The organism is Aureimonas phyllosphaerae, assembly GCF_047943035.1.
Classification (GTDB): domain Bacteria; phylum Pseudomonadota; class Alphaproteobacteria; order Rhizobiales; family Rhizobiaceae; genus Aureimonas; species Aureimonas phyllosphaerae.
Genome location: NZ_CP181348.1, coordinates 1,986,212 through 2,010,744, shown reverse-complemented (window position 1 = coordinate 2,010,744; position 24,533 = coordinate 1,986,212). Strand labels below are relative to the sequence as shown.

The 24,533-nt window shown below is 68.5% G+C and carries 23 protein-coding genes and 1 tRNA gene; 18 read left to right on the top strand and 6 right to left on the bottom strand.

All coding sequences use genetic code 11. The features are described 5' to 3' along the window. Positions 1-49: 49 nt before the first annotated feature. The 3 genes from ACLNGM_RS09355 (at position 50) to ACLNGM_RS09345 (ending at position 4,029) form a co-directional block, all read left to right on the top strand. Positions 50-1,780, top strand: coding sequence for an extracellular solute-binding protein (locus ACLNGM_RS09355; protein ID WP_416358099.1), 1,731 nt, complete (start codon positions 50-52; stop codon positions 1,778-1,780). A 52-nt stretch (positions 1,781-1,832) separates the two neighbouring features. Then, complete coding sequence (locus tag ACLNGM_RS09350; protein WP_416358098.1) at positions 1,833-2,894, top strand: ketopantoate reductase family protein; 1,062 nt, start codon at positions 1,833-1,835, stop codon at positions 2,892-2,894. Between the two features lie 73 nt (positions 2,895-2,967). After that, the gene (locus ACLNGM_RS09345; RefSeq protein ID WP_416358097.1) at positions 2,968-4,029 is read left to right on the top strand and encodes an SDR family oxidoreductase; all 1,062 of its coding nucleotides are present in this window, start codon (positions 2,968-2,970) and stop codon (positions 4,027-4,029) included. Between the two features lie 250 nt (positions 4,030-4,279). Here the strand turns inward: ACLNGM_RS09345 and ACLNGM_RS09340 are convergent, their stop codons facing one another. Both ACLNGM_RS09340 and ACLNGM_RS09335 read right to left on the bottom strand, forming a co-directional pair. Continuing rightward, complete coding sequence (locus ACLNGM_RS09340) at positions 4,280-4,702, bottom strand: ribonuclease H family protein (RefSeq protein WP_246717011.1); 423 nt, start codon at positions 4,700-4,702, stop codon at positions 4,280-4,282. Between the two features lie 114 nt (positions 4,703-4,816). Then, a tRNA-Arg gene (locus ACLNGM_RS09335) sits at positions 4,817-4,906 on the bottom strand. Between the two features lie 1,046 nt (positions 4,907-5,952). On the opposite strand from ACLNGM_RS09335, the gene ACLNGM_RS09330 reads away from it, so the two are divergent. Genes ACLNGM_RS09330 through ACLNGM_RS09320 form a run of 3 tightly spaced genes read left to right on the top strand, consistent with a single transcriptional unit; the run spans position 5,953 to position 11,272 of the window. Next, entirely contained in the window at positions 5,953-7,461 is a 1,509-nt protein-coding gene (locus ACLNGM_RS09330; protein ID WP_416358096.1) for a tyrosine-type recombinase/integrase, read from the top strand. Between the two features lie 48 nt (positions 7,462-7,509). After that, a complete protein-coding gene (locus ACLNGM_RS09325; RefSeq protein ID WP_416358095.1) occupies positions 7,510-10,578 on the top strand; it encodes a VPA1269 family protein in 3,069 nt (1,022 codons plus the stop codon). Then, positions 10,571-11,272 (top strand): hypothetical protein, encoded by a 702-nt coding sequence (locus ACLNGM_RS09320; RefSeq protein ID WP_416358094.1) that lies wholly within the window; start codon positions 10,571-10,573, stop codon positions 11,270-11,272. Before ACLNGM_RS09325 ends, ACLNGM_RS09320 begins: the two co-directional genes overlap by 8 nt. Positions 11,273-11,431: 159 nt before the next feature. On the opposite strand, the gene ACLNGM_RS09315 is transcribed toward ACLNGM_RS09320, so the two are convergent. From ACLNGM_RS09315 to ACLNGM_RS09300, 4 genes are all read right to left on the bottom strand, one after another. Continuing rightward, entirely contained in the window at positions 11,432-12,217 is a 786-nt protein-coding gene (locus tag ACLNGM_RS09315) for a glutaredoxin family protein (RefSeq protein WP_416358093.1), read from the bottom strand. A gap of 130 nt (positions 12,218-12,347) precedes the next feature. Continuing rightward, entirely contained in the window at positions 12,348-12,800 is a 453-nt protein-coding gene (locus tag ACLNGM_RS09310; RefSeq protein ID WP_416358092.1) for a DUF305 domain-containing protein, read from the bottom strand. A 229-nt stretch (positions 12,801-13,029) separates the two neighbouring features. Next, the gene (locus tag ACLNGM_RS09305) at positions 13,030-13,395 is read right to left on the bottom strand and encodes a hypothetical protein (RefSeq protein WP_416358091.1); all 366 of its coding nucleotides are present in this window, start codon (positions 13,393-13,395) and stop codon (positions 13,030-13,032) included. Between the two features lie 124 nt (positions 13,396-13,519). Then, positions 13,520-13,975, bottom strand: a complete 456-nt coding sequence (locus tag ACLNGM_RS09300) for a DUF411 domain-containing protein (protein WP_416358090.1) — start codon at positions 13,973-13,975, stop codon at positions 13,520-13,522. 221 nt (positions 13,976-14,196) lie between these two features. On the opposite strand from ACLNGM_RS09300, the gene ACLNGM_RS09295 reads away from it, so the two are divergent. The 12 genes from ACLNGM_RS09295 to ACLNGM_RS09240 all read left to right on the top strand — a co-directional run bounded on the left by ACLNGM_RS09295 (position 14,197) and on the right by ACLNGM_RS09240 (position 24,323). Next, positions 14,197-16,686, top strand: a complete 2,490-nt coding sequence (locus tag ACLNGM_RS09295; RefSeq protein WP_416358089.1) for a heavy metal translocating P-type ATPase — start codon at positions 14,197-14,199, stop codon at positions 16,684-16,686. Between the two features lie 32 nt (positions 16,687-16,718). After that, positions 16,719-17,183 (top strand): Cu(I)-responsive transcriptional regulator, encoded by a 465-nt coding sequence (gene cueR, locus ACLNGM_RS09290; RefSeq protein ID WP_416358088.1) that lies wholly within the window; start codon positions 16,719-16,721, stop codon positions 17,181-17,183. A 59-nt stretch (positions 17,184-17,242) separates the two neighbouring features. Beyond that, positions 17,243-17,443 carry a heavy-metal-associated domain-containing protein gene (locus tag ACLNGM_RS09285; protein WP_416358087.1) on the top strand — a complete coding sequence of 67 codons (201 nt, stop codon included), beginning with the start codon at positions 17,243-17,245 and terminating at the stop codon, positions 17,441-17,443. Positions 17,444-17,635: 192 nt separating this feature from the next. Continuing rightward, positions 17,636-18,043, top strand: a complete 408-nt coding sequence (locus ACLNGM_RS09280) for a hypothetical protein (RefSeq protein ID WP_416358086.1) — start codon at positions 17,636-17,638, stop codon at positions 18,041-18,043. 189 nt (positions 18,044-18,232) lie between these two features. Further along, the gene (locus ACLNGM_RS09275; RefSeq protein WP_416358085.1) at positions 18,233-18,475 is read left to right on the top strand and encodes a hypothetical protein; all 243 of its coding nucleotides are present in this window, start codon (positions 18,233-18,235) and stop codon (positions 18,473-18,475) included. Beyond that, positions 18,472-19,926 carry a TolC family protein gene (locus tag ACLNGM_RS09270; RefSeq protein WP_416358084.1) on the top strand — a complete coding sequence of 485 codons (1,455 nt, stop codon included), beginning with the start codon at positions 18,472-18,474 and terminating at the stop codon, positions 19,924-19,926. Before ACLNGM_RS09275 ends, ACLNGM_RS09270 begins: the two co-directional genes overlap by 4 nt. A gap of 14 nt (positions 19,927-19,940) precedes the next feature. Continuing rightward, entirely contained in the window at positions 19,941-21,329 is a 1,389-nt protein-coding gene (locus ACLNGM_RS09265; RefSeq protein ID WP_416358083.1) for a multicopper oxidase family protein, read from the top strand. A gap of 43 nt (positions 21,330-21,372) precedes the next feature. Then, a complete protein-coding gene (locus ACLNGM_RS09260) occupies positions 21,373-21,864 on the top strand; it encodes a cupredoxin domain-containing protein (RefSeq protein WP_416358082.1) in 492 nt (163 codons plus the stop codon). 38 nt (positions 21,865-21,902) lie between these two features. Further along, positions 21,903-22,187, top strand: a complete 285-nt coding sequence (locus tag ACLNGM_RS09255; protein WP_416358081.1) for a copper-binding protein — start codon at positions 21,903-21,905, stop codon at positions 22,185-22,187. Between the two features lie 100 nt (positions 22,188-22,287). Further along, positions 22,288-22,611, top strand: a complete 324-nt coding sequence (locus ACLNGM_RS09250) for a hypothetical protein (protein WP_416358080.1) — start codon at positions 22,288-22,290, stop codon at positions 22,609-22,611. A 148-nt stretch (positions 22,612-22,759) separates the two neighbouring features. After that, a complete protein-coding gene (locus ACLNGM_RS09245; protein ID WP_416358079.1) occupies positions 22,760-23,134 on the top strand; it encodes a hypothetical protein in 375 nt (124 codons plus the stop codon). Between the two features lie 268 nt (positions 23,135-23,402). Further along, a complete protein-coding gene (locus tag ACLNGM_RS09240; RefSeq protein ID WP_416358078.1) occupies positions 23,403-24,323 on the top strand; it encodes an NAD(P)/FAD-dependent oxidoreductase in 921 nt (306 codons plus the stop codon). Positions 24,324-24,533 lie beyond the last annotated feature (210 nt).

The window sequence follows — 24,533 nt, the reverse complement described above, 5'->3', positions numbered from 1 at the left end:
GCCGTAGCGAGCCGAGCGCCATCGTCGACGTCGGGAGGGGTCGCCGCACATGAACGATTACGAGGTCCTGCGCGTCATCGAGTTCCTGGAGCAGACGCGCGAGCCGTTCCGCAAGGGCATGGCGCTCACCGACGACCAGCCGATCTGGAACATCACCCTGTTCCTGATGAAGTCCGAGATCCGGGGACAGACGGTGACGGTATCCGCCCTCGCCGGGGTGACCGGCATCCCCTACGCGACGTCTATGAGGCTCATTACGCGGATGGTCGACGCAGGGATGATCGCGCGCGTGCCGCGCGGCAAGGACGGCAAGGGCCATGTCCTCCATCCGGGCCCGGAGATGCGCGGGTCGTTCCGAAACTACGCCCGCGGGATCAAGGCGCTGCTCGCCCGCACCGTGGGCCTGCGCGGCTCGTCCGAGGACGAAGAGCAGTATTACTTCGGCGGCACGCCCCTCGCCTCCCGCCCCATGCCCCCTTCCAAGCTCGTCGAGCGCCGCGCCAGCGAGGCCCTCGACATCCGCTTCCTTCTGAACGACGACAACTACTTCTCGTCGATGCGCAACATGTGGGTCGACCTGCGCAGCAACCTCGCGTCGAGCCGGGACTTCAGCCTCCGCAGGCTTCCCGATCTCTATGCCGAAATCCTCGCCAACGCCCAGCGGCCCGTGTCGAGCTACGACGTGATCACGGTCAACATCCCGTGGCTTGGAGAATTGGCCGAACAGGGGCTTCTGCGACCGGTCGACGACATGGTCGCCTCGAAGGTGCTGGAGGTCGCGGACTTTCATTCGGTCATCCGATCCACGGCGGAATGGCGCAAACGCACCTACGGGATCCCGGTCTACTGCACGATCGGCATCCTCTCCGCGCGCCGCGACCTGTTCGAGCAGCGCAACATCGCCTTTCCCAAGACCTTCGACGAGGTGATCGACGCGGGCCGGCGCTTCCACCAGCCCGAGCAAGGCATGTACGGAGCGGTCTGGGACGGCGCGCCGGGCATGCCGATCGCGTCCAGCTTCCTGTTCTTCCTCGGCGCCTGCGGCTCGCCGCCCATCTCGCTTCGCCACGGGTCGGGCGGCTACACCTCGGAGGGCATGGACCTTTCCACCCTCGTGCCGCTGGTCGACACGGACGCCGGGCGCGCCACGCTCGACTTCATGCAGCGTCTTCTCGAGATTTCACCGCCCAATGCGCTGAGCCTTGCCTGGGACCAGAACCTCTCTCTGTTCCTGTCGGGCAGCGCCGCCATGGCCTATTGCTGGACGATGCGGGCATCGCGCATGGAATACGATGTCCAGTCCACCGTGAAGCGACGGGTCGAGTACCTGCCGCAGCCCTCCGGCCCGGGCGGCGGGCGCGTGTCGCCGATCGGCGGGTTCCTCCTCGCCATCCCCGCCAATCTGCCGGAGGAGCGCGTCGAGATCGCGGCGGAAGCGATCGCCTGGATGACGTCGGAGGATTCCATGCGGGCGCATGTGCGCAACGGTTTTCCCGTCGCGCCGCGCTTCTCGACCAGCGCCGATCCGGAAGCCGCGGCGGGCTCGCCCATCGTCCGCTTCGTCGATGGGCTGGTGAAGCGCAACCTTCTGACGACGTGGCAGCGGCCGAACATCCCCTGCTACACGCAGATCGAACGGGTGCTCGGCCGGGAGATCCACGCCGCCCTGTCCGGAGGAAAGAGCCACGCCGCGGCGCTCTCCGATGCCTCCGCCGCCATTGCCGAGGTCCTCAGACAGCCGACCGTGGGCGCCGACAGGCTCCCGGTTCCCGCGCAATGAACCTTGCGGGCGGCAGCAACCCCTGAACAGACGCAGCGTGGAAGGAAACGACATGGCCTGGAATTCGGAGCGCGGACCAAGGATCGCCTTTCTCGGGACCGGAGCGCAGGGGGCCTCGATCGGGGCCGACTTCGCGCTCGCCGGGCTCGACGTGACGTTCATCGAGCAGTGGCCGGATCACGTGAACGCCATTCGCGAGAACGGCATCACGGTGAACCTGCCCTCGCGCACGATCAACGCCCGGGTGCCGGCGCTCCACCTCTGCCAGGTCGCCGAAATCCGCGAACCGTTCGACGTCGTCTTTCTCGTCGTGAAGGCCTACGACACGAAATGGGCGTGCCAGTTGATCGAGCCCGTTCTGGCAGAGGACGGCTTCGTCGTCGGGCTGCAGAACGGCATGACGCATGAGGACATCGCGTCCGTCGTAGGCCGCGAACGCACGATCGGCGCGGTGATCGAGATCGCCTCGAACATGTTCACGCCGGGCGTCACCAACCGCCAGAACGACCCCGAGACCTCCTGGTTCGCGATGGGAGCCCTCGACCCCGCCGTGCAGCACCGGGTCGAGGCGGTCGCCGACCTTTTGCGTCACAGCGGCACCGTCGAGGTGACGGACGACATCAGGTCAGCCAAATGGATGAAGCTCGTCGTCAACGCTGCCGAACTCATTCCCTCGGCCATCGTCGACCTTCCGCTTGCCGATGCCGCCCGTGCGCCCGGCATGCTCGACGTCATGCGTGTCGCGGGCTACGAGGCGATGCACGCGGCGCTCGCCGATGGGGCCACGATCGTTCCGATCATCGGCATGCCCCCCGTCACGACCAACGACCCAGACCGCTATGTCGACCAGATCTTCGAGGAGGTGCTAAAGACCTTCTCGCAGGCCGACACGCTGACGACCTCGCTCCAGGATTGGCGCAAGGGTCGGAAGGCCGAAATTCAGGAGGTCAACGGCTTCGTCGTCGAGACCCTCCGGCGGTTCGGCCGCCCTGCACCGCTGAACGCTCGCGTCGTGGAGATGGCCCTCGACATCGAGGCCGGTCGCCTCGCCGCCCACCCCTCCAACGCGGCTCCCCTCATCGAGACGCTCCGCGAGACACGGGCCACCATCTGAGGCAACGAACTCTGAACGCCGCCTTCGTTGAGAAGGGTGTCGGCGATCCAGACTGCACATGAAGGAGATTGATATGTCGAAATCGGCACTTGTGGTGGGGGCGAGCGGGATCGTGGGCAGCGCGACGGCGGACCTTCTCACCGCAGACGGCTGGACGGTCCACGGTCTCGCGCGCCGGCCGGTGGAGCAGCCGGGCGTCCGGCCCGTGGCCGCCGACCTGCAGGATGCGGCGGGAACGGCGGACGCCCTGCGCGACCTGACGCCGGACGCCGTGTTCATCACCACCTGGGCCCGCCAAGCGACCGAGGCCGAGAACATCCGCGTCAACGCCGCCATGGTGCGCAACCTCCTCGATGGCCTGCGGCCGGCCGGATCGGTGCGCCACGTCGCCCTCGTCACCGGCCTCAAGCACTATCTCGGACCCTTCGAGGCCTACGGGAAGGGCACGCTGCCCGAGACCCCGTTCCGCGAGAGCCAGGGTCGGCTCGACGTCGCCAACTTCTACTACGCGCAGGAGGACGAGGTGTTTGCCGCCGCCCGGCGCGACGGCTTCGCCTGGAGCGTCCACCGCCCGCACACGGTGATCGGCAAGGCGGTCGGCAACGCGATGAACATGGGAACGACGCTCGCCGTCTACGCGACGCTCTGCCGCGAGACCGGCCGCCCGTTCCGCTTCCCCGGCTCGGCGGCGCAGTGGAACGGCCTCACCGACATGACCGACGCGCGCCAGCTCGCCCGCCAGCTCCTGTGGGCGACGACGACGCCGGACGCCTTCAACGAGGCGTTCAACATCGTCAACGGCGACGTCTTCCGCTGGAAGTGGATGTGGGCGCGCATCGCCGAGTGGTTCGGGCTGGAGCCCGCCCCGTTCGACGGGACGGTCCTGCCGCTGGAGGAGCAGATGCGTGACGACGCGCCGGTCTGGCGGCGGATCGCCGAGCGGGAGGGGCTGGCCGAGGCGGACCTCGATCGCCTCGCCTCGCCCTGGCACACGGACGCCGACCTCGGGCGGCCGATCGAGGTCGTCACCGACATGGGCAAGTCGCGCCGCCTCGGCTTCCTCGACTACCAGCCGACCGACGACGCCTTCTTCGACCTCTTCGAACGCCTGCGCGCCGACCAGCTGATCCCTTGAGGACATCGGCCGCGGCACGCGAACCCGATGGAAGGGACGCCTTCCTTCGGGTTCCGCTGCTGCTGCGAGCTCATATCGACGACACCAGCGCCGATCGTCGCCCCGGCCCTTTCGCCGGGCCGACGACACCCCGACGAAAGGCTGCAGCACAAACGCTCGACGCCGAGTGGAAAGTGCGGGTGCGCCCGAGCCCTGCGCCGGCGTGAACTCGGGGCCCAGTCGACAATTGCGAACACGCGCGAGGTAGTGGTCAGCCTCGATCGCCAGCTCGACGGGCCTGCAGCGCGGCGGCGCTTGCGAGCGCGTCCACCTCCTCGTTTTCGCGATGACCGGCGTGACCCTTGACCCAGACCCAGGCGATCTGGCGTCCTGTCGTCAGCGCTTCGAGCTCCTTCCAGAGATCGCGGTTGCGCACCTTGCGGCCCTCGGCGTTCTTCCAGCCTCGCGACTTCCACGGACGCACCCATTCGGTGATGCCGCGGATCAGGTACTGGCTGTCGCTGACGACCGTCGCGGCACCGTCCGAATAGGCCTTCAGGGCCTCGATGGCGGCCAGCATCTCCATCCGGTTGTTGGTGGTCGCCGAAGCGCCGCCGGTCAGGACAAGCGGAGGGCCGACCGAGCCGTCCTCCATCGTTACGCGGATCGTCGCCGCCCAGCCGCCGAAGCCCATTCCGCCTGCGCAGGACCCATCCGTGTGGATGGTCGCATGGCGACGGACTAGAACAGAAAGCGCCGTGCCCCTCGGAGTCGTTTCGGAGATTTCGGGCTCGGGTGTCGAATGCATTGGTGATCCCAGTAGGATTCGAACCTACGACCCCCAGATTAGGAATCTGGTGCTCTTTTCAGTGCCGCTCCGACCTTACCAAGCATTACCACCGGAAGAAACGGAATGCCACGGCGCCAGCCCGATGCGGCGCGCCACCATTCAGCGCCGAAGCCGCATCGGGCTGGCGCCGCGTGTCAGGAACGGGCGCCCTGGACCCGACGCAGTCGGGCTTTGAATGCTGCAACTGAACTTCCTACCCAGATCGCGGCAGCTTGCAGTCGACCGCCCGTCCCTTCAGCCGAAGGACCGGCACGACAGCTTCACGAAGGATTGGCGACGCGCGACCTGCCGCTAGCGACGCGAGGGATTGTTGCCCCTTCCGTCGCGCTCTCGGGAGCCTCGAGGCCCTTCGGGTTCCGGTTGGGCTAGCCAATACCCGTCTCCGACGTGGACGAAATCGCGCGACCGCCAGAGTACCTTGCTAACGGTGCGCCCCGCATCCGCCCCGGTCACGACGACACCGTCCGCAGCGAGGCGCCTCAGGATCTCCTTGCGCCCCATGGGAGCGCCGCACTCCTGTAGGAACCGGCGGGTCGCCTCCCTGATCCGTCTCGACATGTTACCCGGGGGCTCGGCGACACCTTGCCCGGCGACCGAGTCTTCCCCCGTTCCCTGGGGAGCCAACCCGGCAAGCGGGATCAACTGCGCCCTGAACCGAGCCAACGCCTTGAGGCGCGCGTCGATCCGGTCCCGCTCGGCAGTCAGTTGACGCATCTCCGCGTCTATGGACTCCAAGGCTTGCGCTTCCCAGCGGTTGCCGTCCGTGCCGTCCGGGGCAGTCAGATCATCGTTCGACATCGTCAGCACAAACCCAAGCCTGTCCGCCCGTGGCCGAGCGACATCCACCGAGATGTTTTCGCCCGCCTTCCGCTCCATACCGCCTTCCAGCGGGAATTGGCAGAAGATCGGGCAATCTCCCCGCAGCGGACATTGCCTCAAGCTGACCAAGCGCTCCCACGACCAGTTGATCCCATCTGTCCCCCTGGTACACCCGTAATCCGGGTACGCAACTTTAGATGGGGTCCAGCAATGCTGGGTATGCACGCACATGATATTGCCGCCTGGGCAGGCGAACGGTGAGGCGCACCTCAGACGTGAAGCAGCGCCATGTCGTCGTAACCCAGAACATGGACGGGTCGGACATTCCGGTCCTGTACGTCTACCGGGACAGCGACTCGGAGAAGGGGGAGCGCGTGGAGAACCTGATGGAGTTCTTCCGCAACAACCCATCGTCGTCGATGAGAACCAAACGCAATGTTGCGGACGCCGTGGGGTTGTTCCACGATTTCTACTCCGCCTGGCCCCTGACGGCACGGGCAGAACCGGACGACCCAAGACTTGTCCCCCAAGCCTACAAGGCGTTTTGCACCCATGTGCGGAAAGGCACGGACGACGACGCCAACACCTACCACTGGCACAACTTGCTGAAATGGCCGCCCCGTACGGAAGCCGAGGCAAGCCGGATATCGAACTACGTGAGAGCCTATTTCCGGTTCCTGGCCGACACCGACGAAGTGTCCTCCTCGCTGCTTGCCCGTTTCGACAATGGTGCCGAATCCTCAGGAACGAACCGGAAGCACGATTTCAGCATCCTGCGCCACCTGTCGAAACCCTCGCCCGTCCGTTGGGTCGCGCGGGCCGACGCGGACAGGCGCGACCCGGCACAGTCACAAATCCTCCGCTTTCCGCCGACCCACCTCACCACCTTCCTGCACGAGTGCTTCGTTTCCGATCAAGCGGCCGATCCCACGGGTGGATGCCGTGACGAGACGGGGCGGTTGTTCGCCGCGCTTCTGGCCGCCTCGGGCATGAGGCTGAGCGAAGGGTTGAACTGCTGGGTCAGCGATTTCGAGTTCCGCGGCAATCGCCTGCTCGGCCATCTCCGGCACCCCGTCTTCTACAGCGAACGCTGGGCCGGGCAGTTGATGTCCCGCAAGGACCTGCTTCGCAAACTGTACGGCCTGAAGCCGCGTCCGGAACTGGGAGGCAGTCAGAAGGCCGGATGGAAGGGCATGAAAATGCCGCCCGACTATTCGGCTGACATCTACTGGAGCCCCATCCCGAACCTCTCGAAGTACTTCGCCGAGTTATTTTCCGACTACATCCTGAACGTGCGGCCGTCGATCATGGCGAAGCGGGAACGTGCCGGATACCCCGACCATCCCTACCTTCTGGTTTGCGCCGAGGAGAGCGGATCGGGCCCGGACGGCGCGATAGGTCGCCCCTACACCGCGGCCGCAGCCTACCATGCATGGCAATCCGCCATCACCCGCCTCGGACGGAAGGTGGGGGACACGTCGCTGGTCCCCGACAAGCGCAAGGGCACCACGCCGCACGGGCTCAGGCACCTGTATGGATTCACGCTCGCCAAGTGCGGTTTCACCGAACGCGAGATCCAAGAGGCGATGCGGCACAGGAGCATTCGGAGCTCGCGCGCCTACACCGCGCACGCTCCGGAAGACATCCATGCCCTGCTCGAGGAAGCGAGCGACAGGATCCGAGGGGGACATGTCGTCCCCTTCGACATGGGACGCCTGTCGCTCGGCGAGGCGCTGGACGGGCTGTCCGACCGCCGCTTCCGGAACCGCCTGTCCCCTGGCTAGCGCAACGGGACGATCCGGACCAACCCCATCGCTCATCGAGGCAATCCAATGGACACCTTCACCTCGCACGATCTCGGTCATGGCATCGTGGTCCGCTCCTTCAACGGGGCGAAACCCGTGCGGATCAACATCTCCGAAGAGGATTGGTTCGACTGCGCCGACAGCAGGCGCTCTCACCTCGAGAGCCTGCTTGCGGCGATCCCGGACTGCAACCATCGCAACATCCCGCCCCCGACCAAGACCGTCCGCTCTCCCTCCCCCCAGACACTTGTCCTCAACTCGATTTGCGAAGCGGTCGACGGAGGCGAGTTGCTTCTTTCTCCCAGCAAGTTCATGCCCGCCCGTGACGGGATCACCACCGCCGCGGCGGTGTGGCTGTGCGAGGGCACTGCGCTGGGAAGAAGCGCCATCCCCGACCTGACGGCAGCGGGTCTTTTCGACCAACTCAAGCGCAAGAAGTCCGAGGGCGCGAGGGCGCTGATGCGTTCCCACGTCATGAGAGTCCTGGCGTCCCTGTGCATGTCCACCAACGGGGCGGAGTGCTTGGTCGACTTGGGCGCGGAAGGAATCAAGACGTGGCTGCTACACTACAAGTCCCCGGACGACGAGAGGCGTTGGCGCTCCGACCTCTGGCCGGGTTCGGAGCCGCACTACCTCGAGGCACTCCGCCACATCTGCGTCGCTCTTGGCCAGATCTTCCCCGACGACGGGTTCGAGAACTTCGGGAGGAACATTCGGACCGAGTTCCTGCGCAAGGGCAGCGAAAACCAACCGTACAGTTCCATGATGGGTCGTTACCCTGCCTGGGCGGAAATCATAGACAGCTTCATCAGGGGCAATCCGACGGTGAGTTCGAGTTTCAAGGGGAGCTTTCACAAGTTCATATTGTGGCTTCACGACCAAAGCGGGGCACTTGACGTCGACAATCCAGTTGCGTTCATGACAGGACCCCGGCCCTCGGTGCGCTTCATCGATTTCCTTCAACAAAAACGCGTGGATGACGGCAAGGCCCGTTTCGACCAAGCCTTGCTCGATACGTTGCACCATGTCCGTCGGCTCGGCGAACATTTCGAGTTGATGCATCCCCAAACCGATGCCGTCTTGCAGCTCGTCACCGCCTCGGAGATCGAGCGCGTGAAGGGAAAGCTCAAGGCGCTGGGGATCGGGCAAAAGCCCGTCGAAAGCGTATCGACCCCCCTGCCACGGGACTTGTACGAACGCGCCAGGCTCATCCTCGAGGAGGGCGAAGCGGGTTGGCCCGGCCGCAACACGCTCTGTTACATATATCCGAGAGGGGTGAAGACATATTGTCCGGTTCTACCGACGCTGTACATCGCGATGTTCGAACTCCCGCTTCGAGTGGCGCAAATGAAGCGACTGGACAGCGGAGAGGGAGACTTGGAGCGATTCGATTTCCAAGACAACGACTGGAAACCAAACGAGGGTCCGCATGCGGGCTTCTGGCGGTCATATAACGCAAAACGACCGCAGCGGGGTTACGCGGCGCGGCTCCCGGACTCACAAAGAACTGGCATCTACGTCAATACGAACAAAACGGGAAACCCATACATAGTGCCGTGGCAGAACGAGGTGTTACTTCGGCTGCTGGGCGAACTACGCTTGTTCCAAGAGAAGCACCAGCCGATGGTGGCCCCCATCGAGCCAGCCGATTATGCCGAGGTTCGGGACTCGGTCCCGGAAGAGGCGCTCATGCAGTACCCCTCGCTGTTCCCCCTGTTCAGGGTTCCGGACAAAAGGTTTTTGAAGGGTCATTACACACTGCCGAGCAACAATGCGACCTATCGGTTCTGGCAGGACTTGATGGCCGAACTCGAGCGTCGACACAACCTTGACCACCCGGACGATACGATCGTGATCGTCAAGCGAGTGAATGACTTGCCGTCGGGTCAACCTTACGGTTCGGTCTTCAAGCCACACAGCATGAGGGTCGCCGGGATCACCGCCCTGGCGGAGGCCGGCGTCCCGATCACCGTCATATCGAAGTTTCTCGCAGGCCATGAAACGATCCTCATGACGCTGTATTACTATCACCTGCGTCCCGACCTCATCCACCAGCTCTGTGCGCAAGCCGCGGAGAACATGAAGAACGGCGTCGCCGCCTTGCTCCTGCAACGCCTGCGGTCGCTCGATCCATCACCTTCCCTGGGCGGACTCGTCGCGATCGACACCACGGTTGTCGCGGACCTCTCCCTGGCGTCGAGAGAGCGGCGGATGCTCATCTCCGACGTCGAGATCGGCCTCTGCCCATGGCAGGGAACTCGATGCCATGACGGCGGCCCCTGCGTGAAAAAACAGACGAAGGCAGGCAGGGACGCCAGCACCCATGCGCAGGTTGAGGGCGGGGCAAACAACTGCCTGCTTTGCCGCCACTTCGTCACGGGACCTGCCTGGGCACTTCCGTTGGCGGTCCATGGCACCAATCTGGGCAGGAAGGTCGCACGGCTGAGCCTACGTCTCGAAGAATTCGAGATGCGGCGCGACGAACTCACCCGTACCGGCAGGAACCTGCAAGGCGAGGAAGCCATCCTCAACCGCGCCGAGCTTGACCGGCTCGAGAACGTCCGCACCGCGTTGGCGAAGGAACAAGAGCTCCTCGCCCGCGCGCTCGGCAACGCCTTCAAGCTGCTCGAGCAGATTGGCGAGATCTCGCGGAACGAGGCAAAGTCCGACCTGGATCCGGCCGGAGCGCTGATCAGGCAACCGGACTCGTCCTTCGTGGAATGGGCCGACGTTTCGAAGATCGAGCAGTCGGCGGTAGCCCACACGTTCGGTCGAATCTACCCGAGCCTGCGCGACGAGGCGACCGAGACGGCCACGAAGGACCTCATCGACCGGATCTGTTACGCGGATGGCCTCACCCCGATCAGCCTGCTCTCCCTAACCCGAGACGAGAGGGAAGAGGCGACGAGGGCTTTCCTGTCGATGACGACGCAAAGACTCGAGAGGGAGGAACTGCTCGCATTGGAGAGCGGGGCGTTGCGTTTGCGGGATCTGCCGGCCGTGGCGGACCTGATCCCTCAGTTGGCAAGGCTCGACCGTCCCGCGATGCTGATGCCCATGGAGGCCGCCGCACCGAGGGCCGTCGCCCATGCCTAAGCCATCCAAGGTGCATGAGATCATCGGGCGCGCGGCCGTTCGGTCCGAAGCGTTGCTCCAGCAGCCCGAAACCGGGCTGGGCGGGGAACGCATCGCGAGGGCGCGGTGGATCATGGAGATCGCCACGCAGTTCCTGAAACAGTTGCCCCCTCGCGAGCCGACCGCGCCGTCGCTCGCCGAGGAGGGGCGCATCAAGTTCGGGAAAAAATTCCCGAAGGGGCGAACGATCTACAACCACTACCGCGGGCTTCGCAACGTCTGGCAGGAGGCATACGAGGAGATCGTGTCTGTCTCCGCGATCCGCACCAAAGGCAATGCCGAGCCGCTGAACCGGACACTGGAGCCGGGAATGCTCCTGGACGCGGGCACCGTCGAGCGCCTCAAGGTCGGCGAGCAGAGGATCCGGTCCCTGACCGGCGAGGTGAACAGGCTCCGCGAGATCATCCGGAAGTCCGTTCCCGCCCCGCCGGCCGGTCGCCCTCCCCCGCCGGAGCCGGAGAAGGCGGTCCGACCCATGCCGGAACTGTCGGGGCTGCGCGAATGGCTGGCCGGCATCGAGCGGGTATCGTCCGGGTTCGAGGTCGACGACATCGGCCTGCGGGCGACCCGCTTGGCAGGCGCGACGCCCCGCATAATGCCGTTGGAGGTCATCGCCATGCTCCGCATCCTGGCTGCATCGGACGGGGGCGGATGAGGCACGGTGCGGCAGGCGCAGGCATCGCCGCACCGCGTGAACGAATGTCCCCGCACCTTCTCGGCGATGACCGACCGAACCTGCCTCACATTGGGGAGGATGCAGTCGCCGCGCGCCCTTGGGATCGGGGCAGGCGAATTCCCGTACCGGGCTCCCGCGCTAGAGCATGCGCGCCGCCATCCGGAGCGCCATGCCGACCATCATGAGGTTCTCGGTCAGGCTCACGAAGCCGAGCGGCACGTTGGAGTCCCCGCCGACGCACGCACACTTCAGCTCCCTCTTGTCGACGTAGACCGCCTTGAAGACCGAGACGGCCCCGACCGTGCCGATGAACAGGGCGACGGGCACCGACAGCCACATGGCGGCGCCCGCGAGCATCAGCACGCCCGCCAGCGCCTCGCCGAAGGGGTAGAGGTAGGCGTAGCGGACCCAACGCTGCGCGAGGAGGTCGTAGCCGAGGAACATCGTGGCGAAGCCCTCCACGTCCCGCAGCTTCTGGACGGCGAGGAGGCACATCGCGATCGAGACGAACCACTCGACCGTGCGCCCCGCCAGCGGGGTTCCGAGGAGCGCCCAGGTGACGGCCGCCGCCATGAGGGCGGCCATGGCGAAGATGGCGACGACGGGCTTGTAGGTGACGGCCTTCGGGTCCGCGACGGACTTGCCGAGGAAGCGGCGGAGGTCGTCGTACCCGCCGACCCGCTTGCCCTCGATGAACGTCTGCGGCGTCGTCGCGACGCCGTGCTCCGCCTTGAAGGCGTCCGTCTCCTCGCGGGTGGTCAGCCAGCGGTCGTCGACCTCGAAGCCCTCGCGCTTCAGGAGGTCGACGGCGCGCAGCCCCCAGGGGCAGACGTGCTTGGGCATGACCATCCGGTAGACGGTCGCCGTCTTTGCCCTTGCTGCGGTCGACGGGGCTGCGGCCCCGTCCGCGATGGTCGTGGACATGTCGGTATCCTTTCCCGGTCAGTTGCCGGCCGCGATCGCGGCCTCGGACATGCGGGTCGGCGGGCGCGGCCAAGCCCCGCGCGGTCGGGTCGCCCCGGGCGCGGCCGCGCCCGGGGCATCGGTCGGGCGCTTACTTGGCGAGGGCCTCGACGCGGGCCGTCATCTCCTCGATCTCCTTCTTCTGGGCGTCGATGATCATCCGCGCCATCTCCTTGGACTTCTCGTCCTTGCCAGACTTCAGCTCGACCTCGGACATGGCGATGGCGCCCTGGTGGTGGGCGATCATCCCGCAGTTGAAGGCGAGGTCCGGGTCCTTGATCATCGCGGCCTTCATCATCGGGCCGTGCATCTTCATCATCGCGTCCATGTTGCCCTTCTGGACCGCGTCCATCTGGCCGCCGGACATCATGTCCTGCATGCCGCCCATCATGGACGACATGTCCATGGATCCGGCGGCGGCCTCGCAGGCCGCGGGGAGCGTCACCTGCTCGGACGACATCGCCATCCCGCCCTTGTCCTGCGCGGACGCGTGGGAGACGGCGAAGGCGGCGAGGACGGCGGAGAGGATCGTGATCTTGCGCATGGGTTGGTTCCTTTTCGGGGTCCGTCGGGACCGTTCGTCATGGGTTCGGGATCGGCGGCGGGACCTCCCGCGGCCGTCGTCGGGTGCGCCGCCTCGGGGCCGCCGTCTCTCGGCAGCTCTCGGCGCGGCGACACGTGGGCCTGAAGCCCGTCGGGTTCTGGTCGGTTGGGTCAGGTCGCGCGGCGGGGACGCGGGGTCCAGCGCGGGCGCGGGTGCGGCGTGTGGCCGCTCAGGCGAGCTTGGGGGGGCGCTTCAAGCCGGGAGGGAGGACGCCCGCGCGGGCGTCGGAGACGGCGGCGACGGGGCCGGAGACCGGGAGGCGCTCGGCGACCTCGGGGGGCTGCGGAAACGGCAGCAGGCTGGTGCAGGACTTGCCGCAACAGGACATGCCGTCGGCGCCCGCCTTCGCGGCGCCTTTGCCCGCATGGTCCGCGTGGCCGTCAGCATGGGTTGCGGCATCGGGTCCGGCGGAACCGTGGTGACCCGGCATGCCCATCTGCCCGGGCATGGCCATCGCGGTGCCGTGGCCGGCGAACGCGGCGACCGCGACCAGCGACAGCAGGACGACGAGACTGCGCAGGCACTTTCCGAGCATCGAACCTTCCGTAAGTCGATGCCCGAGAACCCGGCGGGATCACAGAGGTTCCGTCCACCGCTCCGGTGGACGTTCGGTGGCCGCCGTGGGGCTCCTGGCGGAGCCCCACGGCGGCATCAGGCCCTCAGTCCCTGCCCGCGCGGTGGAAGACCGCCGGCGCGGCGGACGGGCCGCCGAACGAGAGGACGTCGAACTCGGCGTCAGGGTCGTCGCCCATCCCCGGCGAGCCGGCGGGCATGCCGGGCGCGGCGATCCCCACCACCTGCGGCCGTTCCGCGAGCAGCCTGTCGACAGCCTCCATCGGAACGTGGCCCTCGACGACGTAGCCGCCGATCCTCGCCGTGTGGCAGGACTCGACCGCCTCCGTCACGCCGAGTGAGCGCTTGACCTCCGTCATGTCCTCGCGGTCCTCGACCGTCACGTCGAAGCCGTGCCCGCGGGCGATGTCGGCCCATGCCGCGCAGCACCCGCAGGTCGCCGACTTGAAGACGTGCATGTGCTTCGGGGAATGGTCCGCGAGGGCGGGGCCGGACAGGGCGGCCAGGGCGAGGGCCGCGAGGATCGGCTTGGGCGAGAACATGCGAGGGCTCCGGTTGGTCGTCGGCACAGCCTGCCAGCACGGCCGTGGCACGATCAAGACGGAAGCGCGCCGCATGTCCGGCACGCGTTCACGGATCCGTGCTGTGGGCGGCAGGAACCGGACCTCCCGGCCGTTGGAACCGAACGGTCCGCGCCCCTTGACCTTCCCATGGTGGGAACCCCCATCTTCCGGCAAGTCGCAAATTTCCCGGGACGAAACCGATGAACCAGACCGTTCCCTCGGAGAAGTTCGAGAAGACCGCCGCCGTCCTTCGCCTCGACGTCGAGGGCATGAGCTGCGCCTCCTGCGTCGGCCGCGTCGAGCGCGCCGTCGCGGCCGTGCCGGGCGTCTCCTCGGCATCCGTGAACCTTGCCGCCGAGCGCGTCGACGTGTCCTTCGCGGGCGCCGTGGACGGGGCCGCGGTCATCCACGCCGTCGAGGAGGCGGGCTACGCGGTCCGCCAGGAGACGGTGGAGCTCGGCGTGGAGGGCATGACCTGCGCCTCGTGCGTCGGCCGCGTCGAGCGTGCCGTGGCGGCCGTTCCCGGCGTCACGTCCGTCGCGGTGAACCTCGCGACCGAGCGCGCCACGTTGCGCGTCCTTCCCTCGGCCGACATGCGCGCGGTCGAGGCGGCGATCCGCGACGCGGGCTACGAGCCGCGCGCGTCGGCGGCGAGGACCGACGCGGCAGCGGACCCTCGCGAGGCTGCCAGGGAGGCCGAGTACGCGAGACTCCGCCGCGACCTCCTCGTCGCCGCGGTCCTCACCGCGCCGCTCTTCGTCCTCGAGATGGGCGCGCACCTCATTCCCGCCTTTCACGACCTCGTCATGGACCGGATCGGGATGTGGGAGAGCCGCGTCCTCCAGTTCGTCCTGGCCTCGCTCGTCCTGTTCGGCCCCGGCCTGCGCTTCCTGCGCAAGGGACTGCGGGCACTGACGCAGCTCGCGCCCGACATGAACTCGTTGGTCGCCGTCGGCACGCTCGCGGCGTGGGGCTACTCCGTGGTCGCCACCTTCCTGCCCGGCGCGCTGCCCGCCGGGACGGCGAACGTCTACTTCGAGGCGGCCGCCGTCATCGTCACGCTGATCCTCCTCGGCCGCGTCCTCGAGGCGCGGGCCAAGGGGCGCACGGGCGAGGCCATCAAGCGTCTCGTCGGCCTCAGCCCGAAGACCGCGCGCGTCGAACGCCCCTCGGGCTTCGCCGAGGTTCCGCTGGAAGAGGTCGTCTCCGGCGACACCGTCGAGGTGCGCCCCGGGGAGCGGGTTCCGGTCGACGGGACGGTGCTTTCCGGCTCCTCCTTCGTCGACGAGTCGATGATCACGGGCGAGCCCGTCCCCGTCTCCAAGGAGGGCGGCGCGACCGTCGTCGGCGGCACGATCAACAAGACCGGCAGCCTCACGTACCGGGCCGATCGGGTCGGGGCGGACACCGTCCTCGCCCAGATCATCCGCATGGTCGAGGAGGCGCAGGGCGGCAAGCTGCCGATCCAGGCGCTCGTCGACCGCGTGACGCGCTGGTTCGTCCCCGCCGTGATGGCCGCCGCCGCGCTGACCTTCCTGGTCTGGATGGTCCTCGGACCCGACCCGGCGCTCGGCTTCGCGCTCGTCAACGCCGTCGCCGTCCTCATCATCGCGTGCCCCTGCGCCATGGGCCTCGCGACGCCGACGTCGGTCATGGTCGGGACGGGACGCGCGGCCGAGCTCGGCGTCCTCTTCCGGCGCGGCGAGGCCTTGCAGTCCCTGCGGGACGTCGGGGTGATCGCCCTCGACAAGACCGGGACACTGACGGAGGGGCGGCCCGTGCTGACGGACCTCGTCCTCGCGGACGGTTTCGGTCGCGGCGACGTGCTGGGTCTCGTCGCCTCCGTCGAGGCGAAGTCGGAGCACCCGATCGCCGCCGCCATCGTCGCGGCCGCCGGGGCGGAGGGGTTGCCCGTGGCGTCGGTCGACCGCTTCGGGGCCGTTCCGGGTTACGGCGTGGAGGCCGTCGTCGGCGGGCACGCCGTCGCCGTCGGGGCGGACCGCCTGATGGTCCGGCTGGGACTCGACCCCGCGGCCTTCGCGTCCGACGCGGAGCGCCTGGCGAGGGAGGGCAAGTCGCCGCTCTACGCGGCGGTCGACGGGCGCCTCGCCGCCCTCGTCGCGGTGTCGGATCCCGTGAAGGCGACGAGCCTCGCGGCGATCCGCGCATTCCACGCGCTGGGGCTGCGCGTCGCCATGGTGACGGGCGACAACGCGCGCACCGCGAACGCGGTCGCCGCCGGGCTCGGCATCGACGACGTCCGCGCCGAGGTGCTGCCCGACGGGAAGGTCGCCGCGGTCGAGAGCCTGCGCCATTCGGGCAAGGTCGCCTTCGTCGGCGACGGCATCAACGACGCCCCCGCGCTCGCGGCGGCGGACGTCGGGCTGGCCGTCGGGACGGGCACGGACGTCGCGATCGAGAGCGCCGACGTGGTGCTCATGTCGGGGGACCTCCGGGCGGTCGCGACGGCGCTCCGGGTCTCGCGCGCGACGATCCGCAACATCCGGCAGAACCTCTTCTGGGCCTTCGCCTACAACGTCGTCCTCGTGCCGGTGGCGGCCGGTGCCCTCTATCCGCTCGACGGCACGCTCCTGTCGCCGGCCCTGGCGGCAGGCGCCATGGCGCTGTCGAGCGTCTTCGTGCTCGGCAACGCGCTGCGGCTGCGCCGCTTCTCCCCTGCCGCCGCCTGACCCGACCGCCCCCGAACCGCAAGGAGACGAACATGAACATCGGAGAGGCCGCGAAGGCCACCGGGGTCAGCGCCAAGATGATCCGCCACTACGAAAGCGTCGGGCTGATCCAGCCCGCGGACCGGGCGGAGTCGGGCTACCGCGTCTACTCCGCCGCCGACGTCTCGACGCTGCGCTTCATCCGCCGGGCGCGCGACCTGAACTTCTCCATGGAGCGGATCGGCCAGTTGCTCGCCCTGTGGCGCGACCGCGGACGGGCCAGCGCGGACGTGAAGCGGATCGCCATGGAGCAGGTCGAGATGCTGGAGGCGCGCATGCGGGAGCTCGAGGAGATGGCGGGCACGCTCCGCCACCTCGCGCGCAACTGCCACGGCGACGACCGCCCGGACTGCCCGATCATCGGCAGCCTGTCGGACGGATCCGCGGCGGCCGAACCCGTCGCCCGCACGCGGCGCCGTCCGGCGAACGCGCTGACGAAGGTCGGCGGGATCCGCTGAGGCCCTTGACCTTCCAACGATGGCAAGCCCCATCTTCCCCGCAACGAGAAGAGCCGACGATGCTGAAGCTGAAGGTCGAGAAGATGAGCTGCGGGCACTGCGCGTCCTCGGTCACCAAGGCGATCAAGGCTGTCGACCCGGCAGCCGAGGTGAGCGTGGACCTCGGGTCCGGACTCGTGACCGTGGACACCTCCGCGGGCGCCGACGCCGTGGGTTCGGCCGTCGCGACCGCCGGATACCCCAACGCCCCGGCGGCCTGACCGCCGGGAGAGGACGAACGGCGGGGTCGCCGACTGACCGAGGTCGCCCCGCTTGCCACGGCACCGCGTGCCGCGGCAGGATGAACCGCCCGGCCCGTCGGAGACCTGAAGGGTTGCCGACGCTGGCGCGGGACTGGACGGGGTGCCGCCATCCGGATGGACACGGCATCAAGGATCGATTACGGGATTCACATGCTCGACAGGACGAACACGACGGCGATGGTGAGGAGGCTGCTCTCTGCGGCCCTCCTGTGCCTGTCCGTCGTCCTGTCGCAGATGGCGCATGCGAGCGTCCCGTTCGTCCAGGCGGACGGCGCCCGGTCGGAGCACTCGGTGGCGGCACACGCCTCCGACGCGGCAGCCGACCACGGCGACGAGGCGTCCGGGCACGCGCACGGCGACCGCGACGGGCATTCCAAGGCGGGCGACCACACGGGTCCCTCCGACACGAAGTGCGCCAGCCATTGCCCCTCGGTGTTCGTGCCGACCGGGACCGACGGAGTCCTGCGCGACTGGTCGCGACAGGGCACGAGCGCGTCCGTCCATGCCTCGTTGACGGGACTCCCCGCACCGACCGCCGACAGGCCCCCCCGAACCTGACCTGACGGGGCGCCGCGCGTCGGCGCCCGGCTTCCGCTTGCCCGTCCCCGCGACGGGCTTCGGGAAGCGTCGTGCTGCGTCCGCCGGTCCTTCGGGCCAGGCAGCCGCATGTTCCGGCCCATGCATGGTCCGCGTCCCGTGGCGACACGCCCGGTTGGACCGCCATGCCGTCCTCAGGTCACCCGTCCCATGTACCGCTTCGCATTCCCGTGCGTGGCAGCGCTGCTCCTCGCAGGCTGCACCGCCACAGGCCCCGTCGGCCTGTCCGATCTCGGCACGGCCACGCCCCAGGCCGACGCGTCCCTCGGCGTCGCCCCGGCCCGTTACGGCTCCGTGGTCGGCTCCTACACTCACCGCATGCCCGTGGAGCCGAAGGACTGGCGCAAGACGGGCGTCGAGATCGCGCCCGTCGGTGCGGAGGGCGGCGAATGATTCCGTACCTCAAGGCCTCGGTGCTCCTCGCTCCCCTCGTCCTCGGAGGCTGCCTCGCGAACGACAACGCGTTCCTGCCGCAGGACGGCTTCGAGACCGTCGCCCTGCGCTCCGGCCAGGTGACGGGCAAGGAGACGGCCTGGGTGCAGGACCGCCAGCAGGCCGCGGCCGTCGACGCGAAGGTCCGCCGCCTCATGGAGGGCAAGTACCTCGGGTCGGACGCGGCGGTCCAGGTCGCGCTCCTCAACAACAAGGGGCTGCAAGCCTCCTACGCCGACATCGGGATCTCGGTCGCCGACCTCTGGCAGGAGACCCTGCCTCCGCTGAACCCGACGATCTCCCTGAGCTACGGGACCGTGGACTTCACGCGGACCGTCGAGGGGCTGGTCGTCTCCAACATCATGGCGCTGATCACCCGCGAGCGTCGCCTGGACGTCGCGACGGCGCGGGTCCACGCCGCGCAGCTCGGGGCGGTCCTGCGCACGCTCGAGGTGGCGTCGCAGACGCGGCGCGCCTGGATCGAGGCGGTGGCCGCCTGGGAGAACGTCGCCCTCCTCAACCGCGCCAAGGTCGCCGCCGACGCTGCGGCCGAGCTCGCGGCGGGGCTCGGCGGCTCCGGCGCCATGACCAAGGCCGACCAGGCGCGCGAGCAGGTCTTCTACGCCGAACTCGCCGGGCGCACCGCGACGGCCCGTCTCGAGGCGAGGCTCGCGAAGGAACGGCTCGTCCGCCTGCTCGGCCTCTACGGCCGCGACGTCGACTTCGAGGTGCCGAACGCGCTCCCGCGCCTTCCGAGGGCCGTCGCCAAGCGCGAGGGCATCGAGGCCGAGGCCCTGCGCAGCCGCGTCGACGTCCAGTTGGCGAAGCTGCAACTCGACGCGCTGGCGAAGTCCTACGGCCTGACCAAGGCCACGCGGTACGTGTCCGACCTCGAGCTGGGTGCCGGCATCGAGGCCGAGGAGGAGGTCGAGGAGGACGAGGACGGCGGCAAGGAGCGCAAGACGACGATCTCGCCCGCCGTCGAGGCCAGCCTGACGATCCCGATCTTCGACAGCGGGCAGGCCCGGCTGAGGAAGGCGGAGTTCGAGTACCTGCGTGCCGCCAACCTCCTCGCCGAGCGCGGCGTGAACGTCCGGTCGGAGGCGCGCTCGGCCTACCAGGCCTACCGCTCGGGCTTCGACATCGCCCGTCACTACCAGAACAGCGTGCTGCCCCTGCGCACGACGCTCGAGAAGGAGGCGGTGCTCACCTACAACGGGATGATCACCTCCACCTTCGAGCTCATCACAGACACGCGCGAGCGCATCGAGGCGAACATCGCCGCCCTCGAGGCACGCAAGGACTTCTGGCTGGCCGACGAGGGCCTGACCAGCGCCGTCTTCGGCGGCGGGGAAGCGGATGGCGGCGAGGCCGCCGAGGTCGAGACGGCCGCGGCCGGCGACGACGACTGATCGGAGAGATGGACATGGTTTCGAGAAGAGGCTTCATCGGCGCCGGCGCGGCGCTCGTGGGTGCCGCGGCCTGGTCGCGCACCTCCGCCATGGGCTTGCCCGAGGCGCCCGTCATGGACAGCGCGGCGACGCAGGTCCCGCCCGTGCCGTCCGAAGGTCCCCACTACAATCCCGTGGTGACGCTGAACGGCTGGTCCCTGCCGTTCCGAATGAACAACGGCGTGAAGGAGTTCCACCTCGTCGCCGAGCCCGTCGAGCGCGAGATGGGCGAAGGGATGACCGCCTACCTCTGGGGCTACAACGGCCAGTCCCCGGGCCCGACGATCGAGTGCGTCGAGGGCGACCGCGTGCGCATCTTCGTCTCCAACAAGCTTCCCGAGCACACGAGCGTCCACTGGCACGGCATGATCCTGCCCTGCGGCATGGACGGCGTGGCGGGCCTGACGCAGCCGCCGATCCCGTCCGGCAAGACCTTCGTCTACGAGTTCGAGGCGAAGAAGAGCGGGACGTTCATGTACCACCCCCACGCGGACGAGATGGTCCAGATGGCGATGGGCATGATGGGCTTCTTCGTGATCCACCCGAAGGATCCGAACTTCATGCCCGTCGACCGGGACTTCGTGTTCCTTCTCTCGGCCTATGACATCGACCCCGGCACATACGTGCCCCGGGTCATGGAGATGACCGACTTCAACCTGTGGGCCATCAACAGCCGCGTCTTCCCCGACGTGGCGCCGCTGGTCGTGCGCAAGGACGACCGGGTGCGGGTGCGCGTCGGCAACCTCACCATGACCAACCACCCGATCCACATGCACGGCTACGACTTCGAGGTGACGTGCACGGACGGCGGCTGGGTGCGCCCCGAGGCGCGCTGGCCGGAGGTCACGATCGACATTCCCGTCGGAGCGATGCGCGCCTACGAGTTCGACGCTGTCTACGAGGGCGACTGGGCGCTCCACTGCCACAAGTCGCACCACACAATGAACGCCATGGGCCACGAGATCCCGACCTTCATCGGCGTCGACAAGACCAAGGTCGCCAAGAAGATCCGCCAGGTGCAGCCGGACTACATGCCGATGGGCACCAAGGGTATGGCCGACATGGCGGAGATGTCCATGCCGCTCCCGGACAACACCATCCCGATGATGACGGGCTGGGGCCAGTTCGGCTCGCTCGAGATGGGCGGCATGTTCACCGTGGTGAAGGTGCGCGAGGGCATCGAGAAGGGCTCCTACGAGGATCCCGGCGACTACGCGCACCCGCCCGGCACCGTCGCCTACGAATGGACGGGCGCGCTCCCCGAGGCGCCCTCCGCACCCGCCGGCAGCGCCGACGGAAGCTCGCTTCGCCCCGCGGGCAAGACCGCCGCGGCGGATGGCGCGGCAGACCATTCCGGCCACTGACCGCGGCCGCGAACCCACCAACCCCACCAGAGGAACGAACACCATGAAGTTCACGCACATGGCCTTCGCCGCGGCCGCCGCCGCGCTCGTCGGCTTCGCGTCCGCCCCGGCGTCCGCGTCGGGCACCCATGCGGGCGGCCACGACGAGTTGGCCGTCGGCAAGGCCGCCGAGAAGGGCGCCAGCGCCCGCGTGCTGAAGGTCACCATGAAGGAGACCCCGGACGGCAAGATGCTGTTCCAGCCCGCCAAGATCCAGGTCCGGCAGGGCGAGACGGTGCGCCTCCAGTTCACGAACTCCGGCGAGAACGCCCACGAGTTCGTCATGGACGAGCCCGCCAAGAACGCCGAGCACAAGGCGCTGATGCAGAAGTTCCCGGAGATGGAGCACGACGACCCGAACGCGATCCGCCTCGAGCCGGGCGCCAAGGGCGAGATCGTGTGGACCTTCTCCAAGGCCGGCAACTTCGAGTTCGCGTGCCTGATCCCCGGACACTACGAGGCGGGCATGCACGGCCCCCTTGTGGTCATGAAATGAACCGAACCCACCCAATCACGAAACGAGGAACCCGAGACATGAAGACGATCCGCACCATCGCGACCGCCGCACTCGTCGCGCTCGCCGCCGCCGCCCCCGCCGTCGCCGCCGAGTACGCCAAGGGCGAGGTCACCAAGGTCGACGAGAAGGCCAAGAAGGTCACGATCAAGCACGGGGAGCTGAAGGACCTCGAGATGCCCGCGATGACGATGGTCTTCGCGGTCCCCGACGAGGCCACCCTGAAGAAGCTGTCGGTCGGGAAGTCGGTCGAGTTCGTGGCCGAGAAGGTCCGCGGCAAGCTGACCGTGACCGACGTCAAGTAGCATCGGCCCATACCCCGAAACCCATGAAGGCCGGGGGCACCGCGCGCCGCGCGGACGCTCCCGGCACCCGATCGCGGATGCCCGACGAATGGAGGCGCCCATGAGACTGTTCGGCATCGTGCTCGCCTGCCTGCTCGCCCTCGCGACGGCTGCCGGCGGACTCCTCGAACGCGGACACGCCGTCTCGGACGAGGCCCTGCCGCGTGACGGGCATGCACTGTCCGTCGCGGGCCACCCCGATCCCGGCGCGTCGCCGGGAGCGGAGCCGTCGATGCACTGCGGCGTCGCCTGCCCGAGCATCGTTCCCAGGCTCCCCGCGACCTCCGAGCCGATCGAATGGCACGCCTTGCCGCTCGTCGCGGCGGCGGCGCCGATCCCCGAGGGGTACGTGCATCCCGTGCCGCGGCGCCCCCCGCGGGCCTGAGCCGCCCGACACGGCCCGCTTCCATCCAACCCGCTCCGTTCCGCCGGAACGCCCCCGAGCCATGCGCCGGGGACCGGGAACGTGCGTCCGAAAACCTCCCAGACATCACACGCCGGCCGCCACGCGCCCGGCATCGAAGGAACACGACATGAAGACCCTCATCCTCGCCGCCGCCCTTTCCCTCGCCACCGCCGCCGCCTCGGCCCAGTCGCTGGTCCCCGGGTCGGACACCTTCCTCGGGCAGGCCGAGGCGCAGGCGCTGCACGACACGGCGACCGACGCCCACGCGGGCGCCATGCCGTCGGCGACGAACCTGACGCACTCGGCGTCCTCGTACGGCTTCCCCGCGGCCTCGTCCGTCAGCGGCACGCCCGGACTGGTGCCGGGTTCGCGCATGGAAACGAAGGCGGTCGACACCCAGGCCGGGCTGTCCGTCCTCCAGGGCACCAGCCACGGCGAGATGGCCGAGACGGCCCTCGGCAAGCGCTCGCTCGTGCCGGGATCGGGCTACGGCAACCGCTGATCGTGAGGGGTCGGGCCGGCGATGCCGGCCCGACCGCATCAGGCCCCGTCCCGGTCGGGTCGGGCGGTCCCCGTGGCACGGCGGCGAGCGGTCGTCTTCCGTCCGCCGCCATCCATGTCCCTGCGCAAGGGCGGCGCCGCTTCCCCCGACTTCCGTCGGCGCCCGGCGACGGGAGCTCACCACCACGAGACGGCTACGCGACGCGCATCGAACCGGAGGGTGTTGCCGACACTTTCGACGGGGTGCCAACCAGTCGGATCGCCGGGCCTTGGAAGACCGAACCCATGACTGCCTGATCGTCGGAGCCGGCCCCGCCGGGTTGACGGCCGCCGTGTACCTCGCTCGCTTCCGCCGTTCCGTCGTCGTCGTCGACACCGGGACGAGCAGGGCGTCCAGGATCCCGTGGAGCTACAACATCCCCGGCTTCGCGGACGGCATCTCCGGTCCCGACATCCTGCGTCGGCACGTCGAGCAGGCCGCCGCCTTCGACATCGTTCCCAGAAGTGCCAACGTCCGAACCCTTTTGGCGGAGGACGGGGGCTTCACGTGCCTGATGGCGGGCGAGAGCGGTGAACGCGCCACCGTCCGCGCCAGAACGGTCCTCCTCGCCACGGGCGTCCAGGACAACGAGCCGGAAATGCCGGAACTTGCCGAGGCGATCTCGGCAGGATCGGTCCGGCTCTGCCCGGTCTGCGACGCCTACGAGGCGATCGACGCCGACATCGCCGTCCTCGGCGACGGGTCGGGCGCCGCCGCGGAGGCGGTCTTCATGCGGACCTACAGCGAGCGGGTCACGCTCCTCCTGTCAGGCGGCGCGCGGTGCCTGTCGCCGGACGACCGCGCGAGCCTGGGCGGCCAGGGCATCCGGATCGTCGAGGAGGGGATCGCGGCGCTCGCGCGCGACGACGCCGATCGGATGGTCGTGCGCACGGCGGGCGGCGCCGGGTTGGCGTTCGACGCGGTCTACGCGGCGCTCGGTTCGCGGGCGCGCTCCGGTCTCGCGGCGGCGCTCGGCGCCGAGCTCGTGGCCGCCGACGGGGCGGTCGTCGTCGACGGGCACCAGAGAACGGGCGTGCCGGGGCTGTGGGCGGCAGGGGACGTGGCGAGCAGCCTGAACCAGGTCTCGGTGGCTTGGGGACAGGCCGCCATCGCGGCCACGGACATCCACAACCACCTGCGCGGCGCCTGAGGGACGGCCCGCCTCAGGGTAGCGAACGCCGATTCATGGCGGACGCAAGTGGCTACCGCTGCCGAAGCGGCCTGCGGCCACCCACTTCCCTTCGAGGCTGGCCGACCGATCCACCGATCCATGCCCGTTTGCATGGGCGTGGTCTCGCGGCCCGCCGGGTTCGGACGGCCCCCACAATCGCGGGTAGTATCCTCGATTGTAGGATTCGGC

Excerpts from the sequence above, each read along its gene's own strand:
- ACLNGM_RS09250 (WP_416358080.1), top strand. The coding sequence starts at position 22,288 with ATGAGACTGTTCGGCATCGTGCTCGCCTGCCTGCTCGCCCTCGCGACG.
- ACLNGM_RS09350 (WP_416358098.1), top strand. The coding sequence starts at position 1,833 with ATGGCCTGGAATTCGGAGCGCGGACCAAGGATCGCCTTTCTCGGGACC.
- ACLNGM_RS09260 (WP_416358082.1), top strand. The coding sequence starts at position 21,373 with ATGAAGTTCACGCACATGGCCTTCGCCGCGGCCGCCGCCGCGCTCGTC.
- ACLNGM_RS09315 (WP_416358093.1), bottom strand. The coding sequence starts at position 12,217 with ATGTCCACGACCATCGCGGACGGGGCCGCAGCCCCGTCGACCGCAGCA.
- ACLNGM_RS09275 (WP_416358085.1), top strand. The coding sequence starts at position 18,233 with ATGTACCGCTTCGCATTCCCGTGCGTGGCAGCGCTGCTCCTCGCAGGC.
- ACLNGM_RS09305 (WP_416358091.1), bottom strand. The coding sequence starts at position 13,395 with ATGCTCGGAAAGTGCCTGCGCAGTCTCGTCGTCCTGCTGTCGCTGGTC.
- ACLNGM_RS09340 (WP_246717011.1), bottom strand. The coding sequence starts at position 4,702 with ATGGGCTTCGGCGGCTGGGCGGCGACGATCCGCGTAACGATGGAGGAC.
- ACLNGM_RS09265 (WP_416358083.1), top strand. The coding sequence starts at position 19,941 with ATGGTTTCGAGAAGAGGCTTCATCGGCGCCGGCGCGGCGCTCGTGGGT.
- ACLNGM_RS09285 (WP_416358087.1), top strand. The coding sequence starts at position 17,243 with ATGCTGAAGCTGAAGGTCGAGAAGATGAGCTGCGGGCACTGCGCGTCC.
- ACLNGM_RS09320 (WP_416358094.1), top strand. The coding sequence starts at position 10,571 with ATGCCTAAGCCATCCAAGGTGCATGAGATCATCGGGCGCGCGGCCGTT.
- ACLNGM_RS09280 (WP_416358086.1), top strand. The coding sequence starts at position 17,636 with ATGCTCGACAGGACGAACACGACGGCGATGGTGAGGAGGCTGCTCTCT.
- ACLNGM_RS09245 (WP_416358079.1), top strand. The coding sequence starts at position 22,760 with ATGAAGACCCTCATCCTCGCCGCCGCCCTTTCCCTCGCCACCGCCGCC.
- ACLNGM_RS09270 (WP_416358084.1), top strand. The coding sequence starts at position 18,472 with ATGATTCCGTACCTCAAGGCCTCGGTGCTCCTCGCTCCCCTCGTCCTC.
- ACLNGM_RS09355 (WP_416358099.1), top strand. The coding sequence starts at position 50 with ATGAACGATTACGAGGTCCTGCGCGTCATCGAGTTCCTGGAGCAGACG.
- ACLNGM_RS09345 (WP_416358097.1), top strand. The coding sequence starts at position 2,968 with ATGTCGAAATCGGCACTTGTGGTGGGGGCGAGCGGGATCGTGGGCAGC.
- ACLNGM_RS09295 (WP_416358089.1), top strand. The coding sequence starts at position 14,197 with ATGAACCAGACCGTTCCCTCGGAGAAGTTCGAGAAGACCGCCGCCGTC.
- ACLNGM_RS09255 (WP_416358081.1), top strand. The coding sequence starts at position 21,903 with ATGAAGACGATCCGCACCATCGCGACCGCCGCACTCGTCGCGCTCGCC.
- ACLNGM_RS09325 (WP_416358095.1), top strand. The coding sequence starts at position 7,510 with ATGGACACCTTCACCTCGCACGATCTCGGTCATGGCATCGTGGTCCGC.
- cueR (WP_416358088.1), top strand. The coding sequence starts at position 16,719 with ATGAACATCGGAGAGGCCGCGAAGGCCACCGGGGTCAGCGCCAAGATG.
- ACLNGM_RS09310 (WP_416358092.1), bottom strand. The coding sequence starts at position 12,800 with ATGCGCAAGATCACGATCCTCTCCGCCGTCCTCGCCGCCTTCGCCGTC.
- ACLNGM_RS09300 (WP_416358090.1), bottom strand. The coding sequence starts at position 13,975 with ATGTTCTCGCCCAAGCCGATCCTCGCGGCCCTCGCCCTGGCCGCCCTG.